This window comes from Stenotrophomonas sp. Steno-C18 (genome assembly GCF_056393195.1).
Map to the genome: position 1 here is coordinate 144,746 of NZ_JBWJOX010000006.1, position 15,178 is coordinate 159,923.

A 15,178-nucleotide genomic window follows, 5' to 3' on the forward strand; every position below is an offset into this window, starting at 1 on the left:
GACTATCGAACCTCGATTCCGGCGATGGTGATTGCCTGGCCGTCTGGCAGGTAGATGCCAGTGACCGACAGAAGAACAACGCCAGGGGCGGGGATGGAAACGTCGATTTGCTCGACGTGTATGCGTGGCTCCCAGCGCGCAAGCGCGTCGACGGTCGCGGCGATCAGGTCCATGCGCAGCGACAGGTTTGTCGGCGCATCGACGAGTTCGAACAGGCGCGAACCGTACTCACGACGCAGCACCCGGGAGCCGATGGGCGTGGTCAGTACGTCGCGCACCGACTGACGCAGATGGTCGACGCCATCCAGAGCCTTGCCGGTGTTTGCATCCGTTCCACGCATGCCCGAAATCGTCGCGAAAACGACGTTTCGGGGTCACTGCAGACGTGTCGGATTCTCTACGCTTGCGCCGGGGTCGTCGGCGCGGTCGCACCCTGCGCGGTGTGCTTGTGGGCCTTCAATCCGATTCCTCCGGCCTTCACCTCGGCGGGCGTCGTGATGTCCGCGCCGGCCTCGATCTTGCCGTCGACCTTTAGGTCGCCCGTTGCGTGGGTGCGTGGCGTGTCGATCGTGACCGAATCGGTTGCGTGCACTTCGGCCGTCGCGCAGTTCACGACGACCCTTCCTGCGCCAACGTTGACCATCAAGGTGGTGGCCTCCCGGTCATACTCTACGACGCTGCCGTCGGCGTACTCGGTTCTGTGCACGGCCTTGGCGGTGGCAGGGGCTGGATATTGGTCGCGGTAGATGCTGCCGATAACGACGGCCTGCGCTGGATCGCCATAGGGGCAAGCGATGACAACCTGCTCGCCGACTTCGGGCGCGGACCAGGTGCGCACGCCTGGCCCTGCGCGACGCTCAGCCCAAGGTATCCAGTCCGTCAGCATGCCGTCGGCATCAACGCGCACCCGGGCTTCTGCCTCGTCCAGTTCAACCACCACACCGAGCATCACCAGGTTGGCAATCAGTCGGGAGTTTTCGGCGCTCACGTATCGTCACCGATCTGCCGATAGTCAGGTTCATGCGCGGCGCCGATCTTTGGGTCGAAGCTGTAGAGGGCTTCATTCACGATTGCGCCGTCGTTGGACCAGGCATCGACGCCGAGTAGGCCCGGCACCACCCATTCAACGCGCCACGCGCGGAACCCACCATGCGCGGGTAGCCAGTCGTCGGGCACTACCCCGACCACTTGAATTGAATCGGTGATCGCCCCGGGGAACCGCCCAAGCTGGTGCAGGAACGTCGCGAAAGCCGTCGCACACTTGCGCAACTCCATGGCCGCTCGCCGGTCGCGCACCTGCATGATGATGCGCGCTTCGAAGCGCAGAAGCGCCGGCAGTTTGCCGTTGCCGCCATCAGAGACCTCGCCCTGGGCGGGCTCGCATTCGGTCATCTCCAGCAGACAGGCGGGGGTCGGCATGCGCTCCGACTCGTCGTCGCGGTAGAACTCGACGGTGAGGAAGTCGGGGAAGTGCTTCCGTATCGCCCGCTCGGTCGCGTCATGCAGCACTTCAATCGTCAGGTCAGTGTTCGCGTCCGCCATTTCAGTTCGTGTTCCAAGGTCTTGAAGAATTGCGTATCAAACTCGGGCGATCCGACCAGGTTGTCTTCGATGTACGTCTGCGCCTTGTCGGCGATGTCGATCTGAACTTCATTGATCGGGAGTCGACCCTGTCCTGTCCGTTTAAACACCTTTCGACGCCCACCGCGCTCGACAATGAAAGCGCCCTCGAAGTACCTGCCGCCGTCGGTTCGAACGCCCTTTCCAGACTTGCGCGGCCGCAGGTGCGAAGCCATGATCGGGCGGAGGCCAAACCAAACCTTCGCCGCCCCGCCGCCATCAATCCCGTGCTGCATCCGGAAGTGCTGAACTCGTCGCCGTAGAATCTTCTGCTGGATGCCTACGGCTGGCGCCAGGCCGCGCACGGCGCGCGTCCTCGCCCACCGGCCCATCTTTGCGTAGGTCGACCGCATGGCGGCCTGCAGCTGGGCTTCGGTGGCGCCGACTTCGGCCTGCATCGCGCGCAAGCCGCTTTCGTCGATGTCAATCCAGATTCCACGCGCCACGGGTCAGAAGTCCTCGGCGAATTCCAGCACGCACCAGCCGGTGCCATCGGGTCGCGGGTCGTGCATCAGGGTGAAGTTGCGACCATCGACGACGGCCGCGTCACGCCGCCTGACCATTGCAACGGACGCATAAGTGCAGGTGAATCGCGGCACGCCTGCGGCCATTTCGTATTCGCCGGTCTGCTCGTTCATCACGGCATCGTCGAAGATGCCGGGCACGTCGCCGATAACCCGACCGTCGGCGAGGGTGAACGTGGCCGTGGTGCCGAAATCATCGGCCGACAGGAAGTCGGCCGGGTTCTCCCAGGCGGGGGCGGGCATTGGCTACTGCGCCTCGCGAATGAATGCTCCGCCAACCAATGCTGCCGGGGCGGTGCACGGTGGCTGACTCTCGGGCGGCGTGGCGGCATGGCTGCCGGCGCCGGTGTGACCGGGCGCCGAGTTCGCTGGCCTCTGCGCCGGCCGCGTGCTGCCGACAGCGCCAATGCGCGTGACGGGGGATTCGATCACTCCTGCACCTTTGCAGAGTTCGGCGGACGGCCGCGACGCTTCGGCGGCTCCGCTGGCGCTTCGGTGGCATCAGTCACGGCTGCAGCATCGGCGACCACGCCACCAGCATCACCCTCGCCATCGCCATCGCGATCGGCGTCGGCGTCGGCTGCGGCTGCGGCTGCGGCCTGGTCCTGCTGGAACTGCTCGATGGCAGGGTGCAGCGGGGCCGGCTGGGCTGCCGTTGCGGTCGCGACGGGCATGTCCGCCTCGCCTTTCACAGCGGTTGCCTTTCCGCGCCGCGTCAGGTCGCGCGCCTCGCTCGGGGTCACTTCCACCAGGTCGCCAGCACGGACGATCACCCCACCGACGACGAATGCGCTGTTTACTTTCAGCAGTTGCACTTTCATGCGATTTCCTTGGTTCTTGTGAAGATGGCCGCCGTCTGGCGGCCATCTTTGTGCCTAACCGCTTGACTTACGGGCCGGCCTTCTTGCCCAGCGCGAAGGACTCGACGCGGCGATGGGCGAAGTCGACGTCCTGGAACGCGGTCAGGCGGATGCGGCCGCGACGACTGTGCGTGTACGGATCGACCGCCAGTTCCAGGCCGCCCCACATGCCGACGATGGTGTCGCCGAAGTTGCCGAAGAAGACGTCGCCGTCCTTGATCTGGTTGGTGATCTCGGTGCGGTAGCCGTTGACCGTGTTGCCCGGCTCCCAAATGGTGCCGGCGACGCCTTCATGCTTCAGGGCGGTCTTGGCATAGCCGCGGAAGCGTGCGTTTGCCACCAGCGCCATCGAGTTCACGTCGGCGTTGCCTGCTGCGATCTCGGTTTCCATCTGCACCAGCTCGGCAAACGTCGGCTTGCCTTCGATGCCGAACGGCACCGCATGGATACCGGTCACGTTTGCGAGGCCCAGCGGCTGGCCGTTGGCGCCCGAGCCGTAGTAGCCGGCCAGGTCGATGCCCAGGCCCGCAGCGATTGCGAGATCGGCGCGCACCAGGGCTTCGGCGTCCAGGCTGGTCTGCATCAGCAGCTTGCGGGTGATCTCGCTGAACGAACCGATGGTCTTCGGCGACAGGGAAATCTGATCCAGGCCGATGCCGGTTTCATCCAGTTCCGCATCTTCCGAGCCCAGCCAGAACGACTGCGCGGCGGCGATCTGCCTGGGGATGTCGACATTGCCGACCAGGCCGCCCAGGATGCGCGACAGGGACAGGAAGGTCGAACGATTGCGCAGGATTTCGATGTACGACTGCGAGTGCAGGTCGGTCGCGATCGAGTAGCCGCCGGTTGCGGCGCCGCCGGTCTTGCCTGCGCTGAACGGTGCGCGCTCGCCGCCGTACACCGACTGGCGCAGGATATCGGTCGGGATCACGGCGCGGTCGGTGTCCTTGCCATAGGCCTGGCGCGCAGCGTGCGACACTTCCATTTCGAACGCCGCCGCCTTCTGCGCAGCCTTGTCGGTCGGGTCCAGCTGGGCGCGGACCAGGCGAAGCACGGAGTACTGGCGCTGTTCGCCTTCGCTCAGGCCGATGTCGTTGCGGGCGACCTGCTCGGCAATCGGCTTGCTGGCGCGTTCGTTCAACGCGGTCAACAGCGAACGCTGGAAGGCCGCTGCACTGGTGCCGCCGGCCAGTGCATCACGCAGCATGGTTTCGGCGCCATCGACGTTCGCGCCGTACTGGTTCGCCAGGTCGGTCAGCTCACGGACGCGGGTGCGCTCGGCGTTCTCGCCATTGCGGGTGGCCTGGGTGACGGCGTCACCGGCACGCTCCAGGACTTCCATGACTTCGACGATGGCACCGTCATCGTCCACCTTTGCGCGGACGAGATTGCCCGACGCGTCGCGCAGAATTTTCACGTTCATGCGGGTTGTGTTTTCCTCGGGGTTATTGATCTGCGCCCGCACGCGCGGGACATTCGCAGTTTGTTGCGCGTCGCCGATGGCGGTAATTGCAGTTGTGGCGGATTCGGGGAAGGCGGTGCGACCGATACCGACGGACGTGTCGGCCGGAACCGACACGATGCTGATTTCGTATGGCTCCCACGAAGTGACGGTGTACACGTCCACGCCGTCGTCGCGTTCCTCGGTCAGCTTCACTGCGCGGATGAAATAGCCGACGGAAACATGCCGCTTGATCTTGTCGGCGATGTCCACCAACAGCTCTTCGCCGGCGGGGTTCTTCGAAATCCGAACCAGGGCGCGCCCCTTGCCGTCGGTGTCGATCCACGCGCGCTCAACAACGCCGCGCTGGTCTTCCCAGATATGGTTCCACAGCAATGCGGCGCCATCGTTCAGGCGATTCAGGTCGCAGGCGCCCGGGGCGTGCGAGAGGACTTCGACGCCAAACCAGCGGGATACCTCGGCATCGCTGGAGAATGCCAGCTCGACTGTGCGAGCCTCCATGTCCACCGTGACGACTTCGGCGCTACGACGCAGCACGCCTTCGGCGCCACGCTCGGCGATGCCGCGCAGGACGTCGGCCGCACGCTGCTGTGCGGTCTTCTTTGCCTTTTGACTCACTCGGTTTTGCCCTCAGTGGCTTTTTCTTTCGTGGCCGCTGCCGGAGCCGGCGGCCGGCCCATCGATGCGGCAATCACTTCCAGCGGGATGCCGGCGTCCTGCATCGCCTTGATGTCCTGGCCGATCTCGGCGAAGACCTGGTCGGGGTCGCGCCCTTCCTCGCGGATCAGCTGCGATGGCGATTCCAGCAGGTTGTTCTTCCACTTCTCTGCGGCATTGACATCCGACTGGGGGTCAATCCACGTCCAGCGACGCGGCTGCCAGCGGCATGCCATCAGCGAATCACGGCGCGATGCCGGAAGCGCCATGCCCTTGTCATCCTTCACCAGTCCGGCCAACAGAAGGCGAGGGAACACCACTTCATGCACTCGTTCGTGGAAGCCCTCACGCATCCATTCCTGGCGTTCCTTGAATCCCTCGCGTTCTTCCAGGGTTCCATGCCGGATGCTGGAGAAGTTGACGCCCTCCAGGTCGCCAGAGACGCTGTGATACGACACGCCGCCGCCAGTGGCGAAGCTGCGGTGCATATGCTTGGTGAATGGCGCGAACTCGCCCTGGGGGTACTGAGGGTCAAACTTGTTCAGCTTTGCGCCGGATGGAAGGACCGGGAATGCGCCAGCTTCGGCATCAATGAAAAGATCGTCATCTTCTTCGTAGTCGGGGCCCTCGCCAGGGGCGAACTCGATAAACCCCATCTTCGCGGCGCCCATACGGGCGTTCACTACCGCCGCGTCTTCCATCGCCTGGGTATGCTTTGCGCGATACAGACCAGTAGCAGCCCAGGGCAGGCCGCGCTTTTGGTCGGGGAATTCCTGAACGAACAGGTGCACGATGTCGGCGGCTGCGATCTTGGTGTACTTCCGTCCGCCCAGGCTGTACCCGTACTCGCTGCTCTGCGCATCGTCGTCGACAAAGTGATAAGCCAACGGCTTGCCGTACCGGTTGAACTCGATTCCCTGTCGAATGAAACGGCCGTCCGGCAAGTCCTTGCGGTTGTACTCGACCGGGCAACGTTGCGGATCGATCATGCGGAGGGCGACGCCGGCCGGGCCTGCGTCTGCGCCGAAGACGAACTGGACGAATACTTCGCCGTCGCGGACCACCGTGTCGATCACTGCGCGCTGCATGTTCAGCCAGGACAGCTTGCCAGACACGTCGCAGTTTTCCTTGCGACTCCACCATTTCCATGCAGCGTTGACCGCTGCGCGCGCTCGCGTGTCCGGCTTGCCGGCCTGCAGCGCCTGCGAATAGAACTGGATTCCCTCAGGGCCGACGATGTTCAGTCGCATGATGCGCATGTACGCGCGCATGATGTCGTTGTTCACAGACTGCTCACGCGATCGCGCAACGAGAGCCCGCTGGTTACGCTCCACGATCCAGTCAGCACCAACCGGCGACGTCGGCCAGTCGCCAGTCAATCGCGACATTTCGCCCGACTGCATGAACATGCGAGTCAGGCGGGTAGCATTGACCGGGCCAGCGCGGTGCGAAGCGGAAGTCGGGCGCGACGGCTTGCCAGCGTTCTCTACCGCAGACGCGAGAGCGTTGCGGCGCGCGATGGTATTCGCGTCGGGTGCTACACCGCGCTTGCGGAAGTCAAGGATGCTCATCGGCTCGGCCCCACTCTGAATTTGACCTGGCGGCCCCAGCTCGACTTTCCTGCGGCCCTCATGCTTTCGAGGCGCACCAGTTCGACGTAGTGCGCGCGCAGGCGCAGCAGGTCGGCGATGTCGGTCCTATCCAGCTCGCGGTTGTTGATGCGATAACGCTTCTGATCCAGCGTTGCGCGTTTCGCAATCACCGCGTCGATGGCATCGAGCGCCTTACGAGCTTCCGAGCGTCCATCATGGCCGGCGCCCGCCGCTGCGATGTCGGGCGCAATGCGCAACGTGCCATGTTCGATCAGGTGCACGTCGGTTCCATTGGTCGCGCGAACGGTGTAAACGTAGGTGCCGGGAAGCCAGTCGGCCGTCTCGGCGCCGGCAACGTTGAACACATGGCGCGATTGATCGCGCTCGGCCTGGACATCCACTTGTGAAGGTCCGCGAAGGTTCAAGGTCAGCACCCACTCGGTGCCGCTGAATTCGCGGCACCATGCGGTTGCGCTGAAATTGAAACCCGCGTTGATGGTGGTCGGGATGATGCCTTGCACGCGTCCTATTTCCAGCCGTTTACCCAGTTCGCGCGGCGGGCTGCCGGCGAACGATGTACGCGACTAGTTTCTGGACGGGGGCGCTTTCGCTCTATTGCAGGGGTGGCGGCCCTTTCCACAGGAGGGCGAGCCGGCCGCTTCGCCGGTATCGGAGCCGGAGCCGGAGCCGGGGTAGGCGACGGGGTTTGCGTGGCAGCTCCTGGCGCCACCCGCTTCGCACCGGGCGCCTGCAATAGCGTTTGCGCGCGGGGGTGCGCCATCAGTCTTTCGGATTCGCGCCGCAGCGACGGCTGCATGATCTTCAACGCCGCCAACGCATAGACGCGGCAGTCCAGAGCTTCGTTTCGTGCCTTGTCCGGCTTATGCCAGGTCCGAACGGGCTGCCCCTTGACGTAGTGCGTCACCAGCTTTTCGGCCGTGACCTGCTTGCACCATTCGCCGATGTCGCGGTCATCGTTGCTCGGGATGTGGCAGTAGCCCGGCCCCGGCGTCTTGTTTGCAAGCCGGCGCATGACAACCTGCTTTGCTTCGTCGACGCCGACGACGAACAGGTCGATTTTGCGAGCGTTCTTACCCGACTGGCGACGCTGCATTTTCTCAACGATCGGGCGGCCGAAGCCGGCCACGCCCTTGATGCCGAACAGACGGCGGCCGGTCTTACCGCGCAGGTACTCATATGCGCATTGCGTGTAGCCGTTAGTGCCGCCAGTGTCCAGGCAGGCCGCCTTGATCCGCATAGGCGCACCGGTTTCGTGCTGGTATGCCCCGGCCAGCAGGTCGTCTAGGTCATCCCATACGTCACCGGCGAGCGGGTCGCCCCACAGGACGCGGTACTCGATGGACCACGACTGCTCCCCCTCGCCCCAGGCCACTACCTCGACCTCTAGGCGGTCGATCTGCATGTCGATTCCTGCGGTCAGATACACGCCACCCAGCGGCACTTGCGCCGCATAAGCCTCCGCGCGTGCCTGCAGCGAGTCAGGGTCGATGGCTTCGCCTGCGACTTCGTAAACCTCCGACAGCGATACGTTGACGAACGTCTGCAGGTCGTCGGTTTTCAGTTTGTCCAGGTAGTCGCGGACGATGTCGCCAAGCTTGCGGAACAGGCTGTACGCCTCCCACAAGTGGTAGGACGCGTGACCCTTGAACGGCTTGGATGCGCGCCACCCCGCGCCGCTCGCCTCTGCATTGCGGATAGCCGCAGCGCGCTGGCCGTCATTCCAGATTTCCCCGCAGCCTTCGCATGCGTATCCGGCAGTCTCCGGCCGGTGCGCTTCAAAGTCGGCAGAGTCCTTTTCGGCATCATCAGCACTGGTCGACTGGCGCCCGATCCACGTCACGTTCTCCCAGCGCAGCGCCTGTGCCAGTTCGCAATGCGGGCAGCGCACGAAGAAACGACGTTGGTCGCCAGCTTCGAACGATTCGTCGATGTAGCTCGCGCCCTTTACTGTCGGCGTGCTGATTTCGAAAAGGAATCGCTCGTCGCCGAACGTGGCCGAGCGTTGCCACAGAAGACCGACCGGATGGCCTTCCTCGGTTCGGGCGTAGCCGTCGACCTCATCGCAGCCGATCAACGGCGCGGAGCGGCCGCGCATCGTCTTCGGCGAGCCCGCCCACGCCATCATCAGGAAGCCGCCGGGGTAGGACTTCATGCGCTGGTTGTTGACGCCGTCGCGACCACGCGGCTTAGAAATTCGGCCGGCGATCGACGGCGACGAGTCCACCAGTGGGTTGAACTTCGTCTCCAACCAGGTTTGTACGTCGCCCTGGCTCGGCTGCATCATCATCTGCGACCGTGGCCGCATGCTGATTGCATAGCCTTGGATGCACAGCAGGGTCAGCGTTTTGCCAACCTGCGCACCCCATTTCAGCGTGACGCGGTAGCAGTCCGGGTTAACAAACTGGTCCATCGGCTCGCGCTGATACGGCGCGTTTGCCACGCGGTACGGGCCGGGCACGGCGTTGCCGGTTGGGATTCGCACGCCGTCTTTCGACTCGGCCCACTCCGAAACCGACAGGTCGGGCGGCGGCACAAGCATTGCCAGGCCGGCACGGATAGCGCGCGCGATACCCGTCGGATTCTTGAAGTACGCGGCGTCAAGCATCGTCGCCGCCCTCGTCATCGTCGACGTCGTCGGCAGCACTCACGTCCATTCCTGCCAGAACTTCCAGCGCGGAATCGACTTCGGAAAGCAGGATGCGTTTAAACGTCCGCTCGTCGGTTTCACCCAGCAGCTGCGATACAGCGCGCGTGACAAACGCGCCGCGCAGCTTGCCCTGCATTTCGGCCATGACGCGGGTAAGCGCCCGCTCCATGTCCGCGATCGGCGCCAGCTCGCCCATCTTCTGCAGGGCTTCCAGCTCGACGATTTTCGTGTCGGCGGCCAGCTTGCGCTTTTTCAACGCCGCCTCGTCCTGCACGTCGCTGCCGGCGGCTTCGTTCGCGGCGCGTTCTTCGCGCCACCGCGCGACTTCCGCCGTATCGAATGCCCATTCCTTGCCGCTGGCGCCTTTCACCAGGTACGGGGCGCCGGCCTTCACCCATGCGTCGACTGTCGGCAATGAGATGCCGAACACCGCCGCCAGCTGACTCCGGTTTACTCGCTGTCCCTGGCCCTTCGCCATGAATTACTGCGCTTCCGCTATCTGAACGTAAACAAAAAAATGGATTTCGAGCGGCAGCCACACCGCAAATGTCGCGGTGTTCGGGGCACCGCAGGCCCAGCCCGTCAAGGAGGACCCACGTTATCCACAGGTCTTAACATATCCTTAACATATCGTTCAGGTTGCGGGTCAGCGCGGATCGGGTTGGCCTTGCACCACTGCGGAGCCACAGGCGGCGCACCGTTGACGGTGAAGCCGGTCTGCGACATCAGTCCGCACACCAGTGCGATCACCTGGTCGGCCGTGCTGTGCGCGATGTGGGCGACGGCAACGTGGTTGCGCAGCAGCGCCACGTCATCCGTGCCGTCAAGGTCGGGCAGGGCCTGCGGCTCCTGCATCTGTGCCACCGGTATCGTGATGTCCGGCACTGCGTCCGGCGTTCGCTTCGCGCCAGATGCGCACGAACTCAGCATCAGCGTTGCCGCGATCGCGGCCAGGGTCTTGCGCATGCTTGTCGATGTCCTGTTGCAGCTTTTCGAAATGGGTGTCGCGCGTGGCCTTCAGGTCAATGCGCCGTTGTTCCGCCTGCGCGGCCTGCTGTGCGTTGGCATCGTCCCGGTCGCGGGAGGCCCGCAGGTCGGCGATGCGTTCGTTCTGTGCGTCCACCTGCGCAGCCAGCGCATCACGCTCGGTAATGACGCTGTGCAATCCCCAGCCGCCAAGGACGGCGGCCAGGAGAACCAGCAGGACGGCAACAACGCGGGCAGTAATGCCGCTCACCTGGACTCGCCGTAGGCCCAGCGGCGAAGCGGGGCGCCGATGTGGCGTGCGAATGGCGCGCACGCGGCATCGAGTGCGCTTTCAGATTTCGCAGCCAGCCATTGCAGGCCGTCACGGATCAGGATTGCGGTCATGACCGGCAGGCACGTCACTGCAACGACGCACCAGTAGATAGCTCTGCGCCAATGCGTGCCGACGTAGTCGCGCACCGACCTCCACCCGGAATGCAGGTATGCCACGATGTCGGCGCGGTACTTACGCAGGCGATCGGCGCAGGCTTGGCCGAAGGTCAGGCCCAGGTAGCGACGGTCGCGGTTGAACTCGCCCACGTTCCACGCGAACGAGACGGAGGCGGCCAGGACGCCATAGGCGATGCAGGTGCCGACGTGGAACAGAACGAATAGCGCGATGATCGGCAACGCCAGGGCGGTGACGATCGGGGTCAGGACGCGGGTCTTCTTGTTGCGCCAGGTGGCGGCAATGATGTCGAACGGGGTCATGCGGGCGGTATCTCCGTAGTTACTCGGTGACGCCGGCCAACAGGAGCCCGGCGCGGATGGTTGAATCGGTCCAGTAGTCGCCGCCGCTTTCGTGCTTGGCGATGGCCTTCGCCAGCGGCAGGCAGTGCGCCATGCGGCGAACGTCGATCGTGTCGTCAGCGCCGACGCCAACGGCGCGCGCCACTGCCGTGACATACGCCCCGGTGTCGTTCTCGGTCGGCGGCGCCCAGCGATTGATGATTCCGCGAACGGTGGTCAGGCGATGACGCTCGCGGTAGGTGTTGAGCGTGCGGGCCAGGGCGCGGAACCCGTACTCGGGTGACTTGAAGACACAGAAGCGCGGCTCATCGGCACGGGCTTGGAAGCTGCGGTCCTCGCCCTGCCAGACGACATCGGTGCGGTCGATGTTGCCGGGGTTGCAGTTGCGTACTGCACGCGGCGGCTTACGGGCGGCCTTCACTTCGCGCCCTCGCGCATGGCCTGCACCAGCTGCAGCAGCATCGCGATTTGCTGCCCCTGTGCTGCCACCTGCGAACGCAGGCCGGCGACTTCGCCGCGCAACTGGCCGATCTCGGTCGCCATCGCTTCGCGTTCGTGCATCAGGTCATCAGCGCGGGTGCGCTCGGCCGCAAGCTGTTCCTGCAGGGTGTTGATGGTGTTCGTGGTTGCTTCGTCGGCAGTGCGGTCGACCTTCGCCGACGACAGCCACTGACGCAGCCACAGGGTTGCAGCGATGACGAAGCCGGAAGCCCCGCCCAGGTACTTCATCCACGCCGGCACATCGGCCAGCAAATCGGTTTCGTTCATGCGCTCGCGCGGTTGGTTGTGTTCATGCGCGCATCATCAGCAGCGCCACCGCGATGAAACATTGCAGGCGTGGCGGTGCGCATCGCGCGCTCGACGGTCCGCTGGGAAACGCCGTAGTGCATCGCGACGCGATCACGGGGAAGGCCACTCATCACCGCTCGCGCAATCTGCTGGCGCCGTTCGTGCGCCGCGTGACGATGGGCAGACGCCAGGAACACCAGCTCACCGCCGAATCGCTGTACCAGCCGCCGCGCGCCATCCATGCCGATAACGTCGATCAACCGATGGGAGTCAGGAAGGACCGACGGAACGTAGACGATGACGCGGGATTCCTTCGCGCCGTTGCACGCGGTACGCGGCCATTCGCGAATCAGCTTCTGGACGGATGCTTCGCCGATGGTTTCGACCAGGGCGCGGGTGCTTTCGGGCAGTAGGGACATGCGCGACACGGCTGCAAGGGGATGCAGGCAACGATTGCCATCCCGTTTCGCGCGTCAACACCTTTCGGCACCTTTCCGGGGTGAGTTCAACCCGGAGCCTTAAACTCACCCTAAGTAATTGATTTACAACGCAGGTGAGTACAAGAGTACAAGTGAGTACGTAATTTCCTATATAGGCCCCGTATTCCCCCTATGGTCCTTCTTTCCCCTTTTTCCCTAATACTTGTACTCACTTGTACTCACTTAGTAGATAAGTAAGTAAATACAATGGGTTAGGGTGAGTTTAAGGGGTGAGTACAAGGTGAGTACAAGGTGAGTACAGGCACAAAAAAAGCCCCGCATTGGGCGGGGCTCTTGGGTGCCGCAGGAATTACAGGTCGAACAGCAGTTGTCCGCCGGTCTTGCGCGGCGCGTATCCGGCTTCTTTGAGCCAGCGAACTACGTTCACCGAATCCATGCGCTTGGCAGGGAAGCGCCCCGCGAGCATCAGGAAGCGGCCGACGGTTACGGCCTCGCCCTTGCCCTGGAGTTGTTCCAGGGTTGCGTTGAACCAATCGGCCGGCGGCTGCTCGCGACCCTTCACGACGCCTTGCGGCCGCGCAACTGGCGCCACCTGGGCGGAGTCCGCCGCCAGCGCCACGAAGATGGCGTCTAGGCTGACCTTGGTTTTGCTGTTCGCCGGCTGCAGCTTGAACAGCTCGACGGCGTTTTCCTGCAACTTCTTGAACCGATCCGCATCCATGAAAATCGTTCCTATGCTTTTTCGTTGAGTGACAACTGGTGACGAATAGTGTCAGGGATGAAAGTACACCATCTTTCATCCAACTTTAAGTATAGGGGCATAAGTCATTGATTTTTTGTGAACGAAAGCAAAAACCCGCCATATTCTGGCGGGTCCATTGCGCAAATAGCGGCTCACGGGCAGCTACGGCCGATTCTATCAGCCACTTCGGTCACTCCACCGGTTTACGTCTCATCACCTCATGACACGCCCCGGGCCTCCAGCGCCTGCAGGGCGCGACGGATCAGCTGCAACGGGCTGCCATCGTTGACGATCTCGATGTCGACCAGGTGCGCCGGCAGCGGCGTTTCGCTCACATGCGCGTCGCCCTGGCCGCATCCGGGCCTGGTGATGCGGATGATGATGCCGCCGCGATCCCGGATTGCCTGCGCCTCGTTCTCGAAACGCACGTCGGGGATGATGCCGCCGGCCGGCAGTCGCGCGAACAGCGAGCGCACCCACAGTTCAGGGTGAACCATCTGCCGGCCCCACTCGGTGCCCACCGTCTGCATCATCTGCCGCGCAGTCACCCCATCAAGCCACGGAATCGGGGTTTCCTTGTGCACTTCCAGAACGTCCAGGTTCCCGCCCATGCCGGCCAGGTCGGCGACGAACTTGCGCAGCGGCGCGGCGAAGCTGTCGACCGGTAGGTGCATGAAGTGTTCGGCCAGCGCGCGCGCCAGGGTGTCCTTGCCGGCGCGCTTCGGGCCGGCTATGCCGATGAACAGCGGCGGGCGATCGGCGGTAATGCGACGCGTACCGGTGCCGGCCGGGGCGTAACCCCCGGCGGCAGCGGCAAGCGCATCCGCGATCATGTCGTGCCCGGTGTCGGTGATCGTGGTCGTGAAGGTCATGCGGCTTTCAGCCTCTTGTCGATGACGCGCTGCGCGGAGATACGCAGGCGGGAGATTTCGCCGTAATCACGGCAGTACGTGATTACCTGGGCGTCGCGACCGGACAGCCAGCCGCCGCGCGAGGCATGCGCGTCCGGCGCGGCCAGCGTCCGGTGCTGCTCGACGATCATCAGGTTGGTTTCCTTGATGTCGACATGGTGAAGGTGGCCCATGTGGGCGTAGGCGTGCAGCGTGCGCCCGAACACCTTGCGGAACTTCGCGACGAACACGTCGTCGATGCCCTGTAGGCGCTTCTTGTGGCCGTGATGGAAGAACAGAGCCGTTTTGCCATGCTCGACGCAGTAGTACGGGTCAGGGCGCAGGTCGACGGTCACGCGCGGCTCGTCTTCGAACATGGCGGCGCACAGCTGGCGCATCCAAACGCTGCTTGTGAGGTCGTGATTGCCTTCGGCCATGATGACGTGCACCCGCTGGTGCTTGCGCAGCATCATGTGGATGATGCGTTTCAGCGCGCGCGCCGCGACTTGAACCAGGCGCGGGAAGCGGGTGTCGGCATCCAGTAGGTGCTTCGACGTCGGGGTCACCGCGTCCCAGCCATCCCAGTGCAGGAAGTCGCCCAACTGCGCCAGCACGCCGATTTCAGCATCGGGAGCCTGCGCCATTGCTTCGCGGAACCATGCCACCAGCAGGTCTTCCGCGATCTGCGTGTCCCAGTCGGCCCCGGTTTCATCCTTCCAGGCGAGCATGCCGAGGTGGTAGTCGGTGACCACGTAGCAGTTCAGCAGGCCGGCGGCGATACGCTTCGGCGCCCGGGTCGGCTTCTCGCGACGGACTTCGTCGCACAGGCCGGCCATCACTGCGTCGATCAGCCTGCGCGCGGCTTCTGCATCCTGCTGCGACTTCACCCATTGGCCGCGCGGCTTGCCGTCGGCGCCGTAGTACGTGGACACGCCCTTGACCGTGAAGCCGTCCGGCACGGTGCGGGTCATGTCGTGTTCCGGGCTGTAGCCCTTCAACGGCAGGCGTTCTTTGCGGCGCATCAGGGTGCGCACGTTGATGCCAAGGGCTTCGGCGGCCTTGCGGTTGCTGCCATGCTCACGCAGGGCGGCGACGATCTCGTCGTCGGAATGAATGCGGGTGGCCATCAGTACGACCAGGCCAGTGCCAGGAGGATGG

General features: G+C 64.0%; 20 protein-coding genes. 1 reads left to right on the plus strand and 19 read right to left on the minus strand.

From position 1 onward, the window contains the following. Positions 1-2: 2 nt before the first annotated feature. From AC06FE_RS13665 to AC06FE_RS13720, 12 genes are all read right to left on the minus strand, one after another. Positions 3-341, minus strand: a complete 339-nt coding sequence (locus AC06FE_RS13665; protein ID WP_478073318.1) for a GPW/gp25 family protein — start codon at positions 339-341, stop codon at positions 3-5. Positions 342-397: 56 nt separating this feature from the next. Then, on the minus strand, positions 398-988 hold the full coding sequence (locus AC06FE_RS13670) for a phage baseplate assembly protein V (protein ID WP_478073319.1): 591 nt from the start codon (positions 986-988) through the stop codon (positions 398-400). Beyond that, the gene (locus tag AC06FE_RS13675) at positions 985-1,542 is read right to left on the minus strand and encodes a hypothetical protein (RefSeq protein ID WP_478073320.1); all 558 of its coding nucleotides are present in this window, start codon (positions 1,540-1,542) and stop codon (positions 985-987) included. The genes AC06FE_RS13670 and AC06FE_RS13675 overlap by 4 nt, the downstream gene beginning before the upstream one ends. After that, positions 1,518-2,066, minus strand: coding sequence for a phage tail protein (locus tag AC06FE_RS13680; protein WP_478073321.1), 549 nt, complete (start codon positions 2,064-2,066; stop codon positions 1,518-1,520). The genes AC06FE_RS13675 and AC06FE_RS13680 overlap by 25 nt, the downstream gene beginning before the upstream one ends. Positions 2,067-2,069: 3 nt before the next feature. Next, on the minus strand, positions 2,070-2,387 hold the full coding sequence (locus AC06FE_RS13685; RefSeq protein ID WP_478073322.1) for a head-tail joining protein: 318 nt from the start codon (positions 2,385-2,387) through the stop codon (positions 2,070-2,072). 185 nt (positions 2,388-2,572) lie between these two features. Then, positions 2,573-2,965, minus strand: a complete 393-nt coding sequence (locus AC06FE_RS13690; protein WP_478073323.1) for a hypothetical protein — start codon at positions 2,963-2,965, stop codon at positions 2,573-2,575. Between the two features lie 67 nt (positions 2,966-3,032). Beyond that, positions 3,033-5,084 (minus strand): phage major capsid protein, encoded by a 2,052-nt coding sequence (locus tag AC06FE_RS13695; protein ID WP_478073324.1) that lies wholly within the window; start codon positions 5,082-5,084, stop codon positions 3,033-3,035. Beyond that, complete coding sequence (locus AC06FE_RS13700) at positions 5,081-6,694, minus strand: phage portal protein (protein ID WP_478073325.1); 1,614 nt, start codon at positions 6,692-6,694, stop codon at positions 5,081-5,083. Before AC06FE_RS13700 ends, AC06FE_RS13695 begins: the two co-directional genes overlap by 4 nt. Then, on the minus strand, positions 6,691-7,236 hold the full coding sequence (locus AC06FE_RS13705; protein WP_478073326.1) for a hypothetical protein: 546 nt from the start codon (positions 7,234-7,236) through the stop codon (positions 6,691-6,693). The genes AC06FE_RS13700 and AC06FE_RS13705 overlap by 4 nt, the downstream gene beginning before the upstream one ends. Positions 7,237-7,241: 5 nt before the next feature. After that, positions 7,242-9,380, minus strand: coding sequence for a phage terminase large subunit family protein (locus AC06FE_RS13710; RefSeq protein ID WP_478073327.1), 2,139 nt, complete (start codon positions 9,378-9,380; stop codon positions 7,242-7,244). Further along, complete coding sequence (locus AC06FE_RS13715; RefSeq protein WP_478073328.1) at positions 9,334-9,861, minus strand: terminase small subunit; 528 nt, start codon at positions 9,859-9,861, stop codon at positions 9,334-9,336. The genes AC06FE_RS13710 and AC06FE_RS13715 overlap by 47 nt, the downstream gene beginning before the upstream one ends. A gap of 104 nt (positions 9,862-9,965) precedes the next feature. Continuing rightward, positions 9,966-10,349 (minus strand): hypothetical protein, encoded by a 384-nt coding sequence (locus tag AC06FE_RS13720; protein WP_478073329.1) that lies wholly within the window; start codon positions 10,347-10,349, stop codon positions 9,966-9,968. On the opposite strand from AC06FE_RS13720, the gene AC06FE_RS13725 reads away from it, so the two are divergent. Continuing rightward, a complete protein-coding gene (locus tag AC06FE_RS13725; RefSeq protein ID WP_478073330.1) occupies positions 10,348-10,635 on the plus strand; it encodes a hypothetical protein in 288 nt (95 codons plus the stop codon). The two genes, AC06FE_RS13720 and AC06FE_RS13725, sit on opposite strands and share 2 nt — an antisense overlap. On the opposite strand, the gene AC06FE_RS13730 is transcribed toward AC06FE_RS13725, so the two are convergent. From AC06FE_RS13730 to AC06FE_RS13760, 7 genes are all read right to left on the minus strand, one after another. Further along, positions 10,617-11,120 (minus strand): hypothetical protein, encoded by a 504-nt coding sequence (locus AC06FE_RS13730; RefSeq protein WP_478073331.1) that lies wholly within the window; start codon positions 11,118-11,120, stop codon positions 10,617-10,619. The two genes, AC06FE_RS13725 and AC06FE_RS13730, sit on opposite strands and share 19 nt — an antisense overlap. Positions 11,121-11,139: 19 nt before the next feature. Beyond that, complete coding sequence (locus AC06FE_RS13735; RefSeq protein ID WP_478073332.1) at positions 11,140-11,580, minus strand: structural protein P5; 441 nt, start codon at positions 11,578-11,580, stop codon at positions 11,140-11,142. Beyond that, a complete protein-coding gene (locus AC06FE_RS13740; RefSeq protein WP_478073333.1) occupies positions 11,577-11,927 on the minus strand; it encodes a hypothetical protein in 351 nt (116 codons plus the stop codon). The genes AC06FE_RS13735 and AC06FE_RS13740 overlap by 4 nt, the downstream gene beginning before the upstream one ends. Next, a complete protein-coding gene (locus AC06FE_RS13745; RefSeq protein WP_478073334.1) occupies positions 11,924-12,367 on the minus strand; it encodes a hypothetical protein in 444 nt (147 codons plus the stop codon). Before AC06FE_RS13745 ends, AC06FE_RS13740 begins: the two co-directional genes overlap by 4 nt. A gap of 370 nt (positions 12,368-12,737) precedes the next feature. Next, positions 12,738-13,109, minus strand: coding sequence for a hypothetical protein (locus tag AC06FE_RS13750; protein WP_478073335.1), 372 nt, complete (start codon positions 13,107-13,109; stop codon positions 12,738-12,740). A gap of 239 nt (positions 13,110-13,348) precedes the next feature. Further along, positions 13,349-14,002: a deoxynucleotide monophosphate kinase family protein gene (locus AC06FE_RS13755; protein ID WP_478073336.1), complete on the minus strand. Its 654-nt coding sequence runs from the start codon at positions 14,000-14,002 to the stop codon at positions 13,349-13,351. Further along, positions 13,999-15,147, minus strand: a complete 1,149-nt coding sequence (locus AC06FE_RS13760) for a metallophosphoesterase family protein (protein ID WP_478073337.1) — start codon at positions 15,145-15,147, stop codon at positions 13,999-14,001. The genes AC06FE_RS13755 and AC06FE_RS13760 overlap by 4 nt, the downstream gene beginning before the upstream one ends. Between the last annotated feature and the right edge of the window lie 31 nt (positions 15,148-15,178).

Excerpts from the sequence above, each read along its gene's own strand:
- AC06FE_RS13750 (WP_478073335.1), bottom strand. The coding sequence starts at position 13,109 with ATGGATGCGGATCGGTTCAAGAAGTTGCAGGAAAACGCCGTCGAGCTG.
- AC06FE_RS13740 (WP_478073333.1), bottom strand. The coding sequence starts at position 11,927 with ATGAACGAAACCGATTTGCTGGCCGATGTGCCGGCGTGGATGAAGTAC.
- AC06FE_RS13730 (WP_478073331.1), bottom strand. The coding sequence starts at position 11,120 with ATGACCCCGTTCGACATCATTGCCGCCACCTGGCGCAACAAGAAGACC.
- AC06FE_RS13685 (WP_478073322.1), bottom strand. The coding sequence starts at position 2,387 with ATGCCCGCCCCCGCCTGGGAGAACCCGGCCGACTTCCTGTCGGCCGAT.
- AC06FE_RS13675 (WP_478073320.1), bottom strand. The coding sequence starts at position 1,542 with ATGGCGGACGCGAACACTGACCTGACGATTGAAGTGCTGCATGACGCG.
- AC06FE_RS13745 (WP_478073334.1), bottom strand. The coding sequence starts at position 12,367 with ATGTCCCTACTGCCCGAAAGCACCCGCGCCCTGGTCGAAACCATCGGC.
- AC06FE_RS13665 (WP_478073318.1), bottom strand. The coding sequence starts at position 341 with ATGCGTGGAACGGATGCAAACACCGGCAAGGCTCTGGATGGCGTCGAC.
- AC06FE_RS13720 (WP_478073329.1), bottom strand. The coding sequence starts at position 10,349 with ATGCGCAAGACCCTGGCCGCGATCGCGGCAACGCTGATGCTGAGTTCG.
- AC06FE_RS13715 (WP_478073328.1), bottom strand. The coding sequence starts at position 9,861 with ATGGCGAAGGGCCAGGGACAGCGAGTAAACCGGAGTCAGCTGGCGGCG.
- AC06FE_RS13725 (WP_478073330.1), top strand. The coding sequence starts at position 10,348 with ATGCTTGTCGATGTCCTGTTGCAGCTTTTCGAAATGGGTGTCGCGCGT.
- AC06FE_RS13700 (WP_478073325.1), bottom strand. The coding sequence starts at position 6,694 with ATGAGCATCCTTGACTTCCGCAAGCGCGGTGTAGCACCCGACGCGAAT.
- AC06FE_RS13755 (WP_478073336.1), bottom strand. The coding sequence starts at position 14,002 with ATGACCTTCACGACCACGATCACCGACACCGGGCACGACATGATCGCG.
- AC06FE_RS13760 (WP_478073337.1), bottom strand. The coding sequence starts at position 15,147 with ATGGCCACCCGCATTCATTCCGACGACGAGATCGTCGCCGCCCTGCGT.
- AC06FE_RS13690 (WP_478073323.1), bottom strand. The coding sequence starts at position 2,965 with ATGAAAGTGCAACTGCTGAAAGTAAACAGCGCATTCGTCGTCGGTGGG.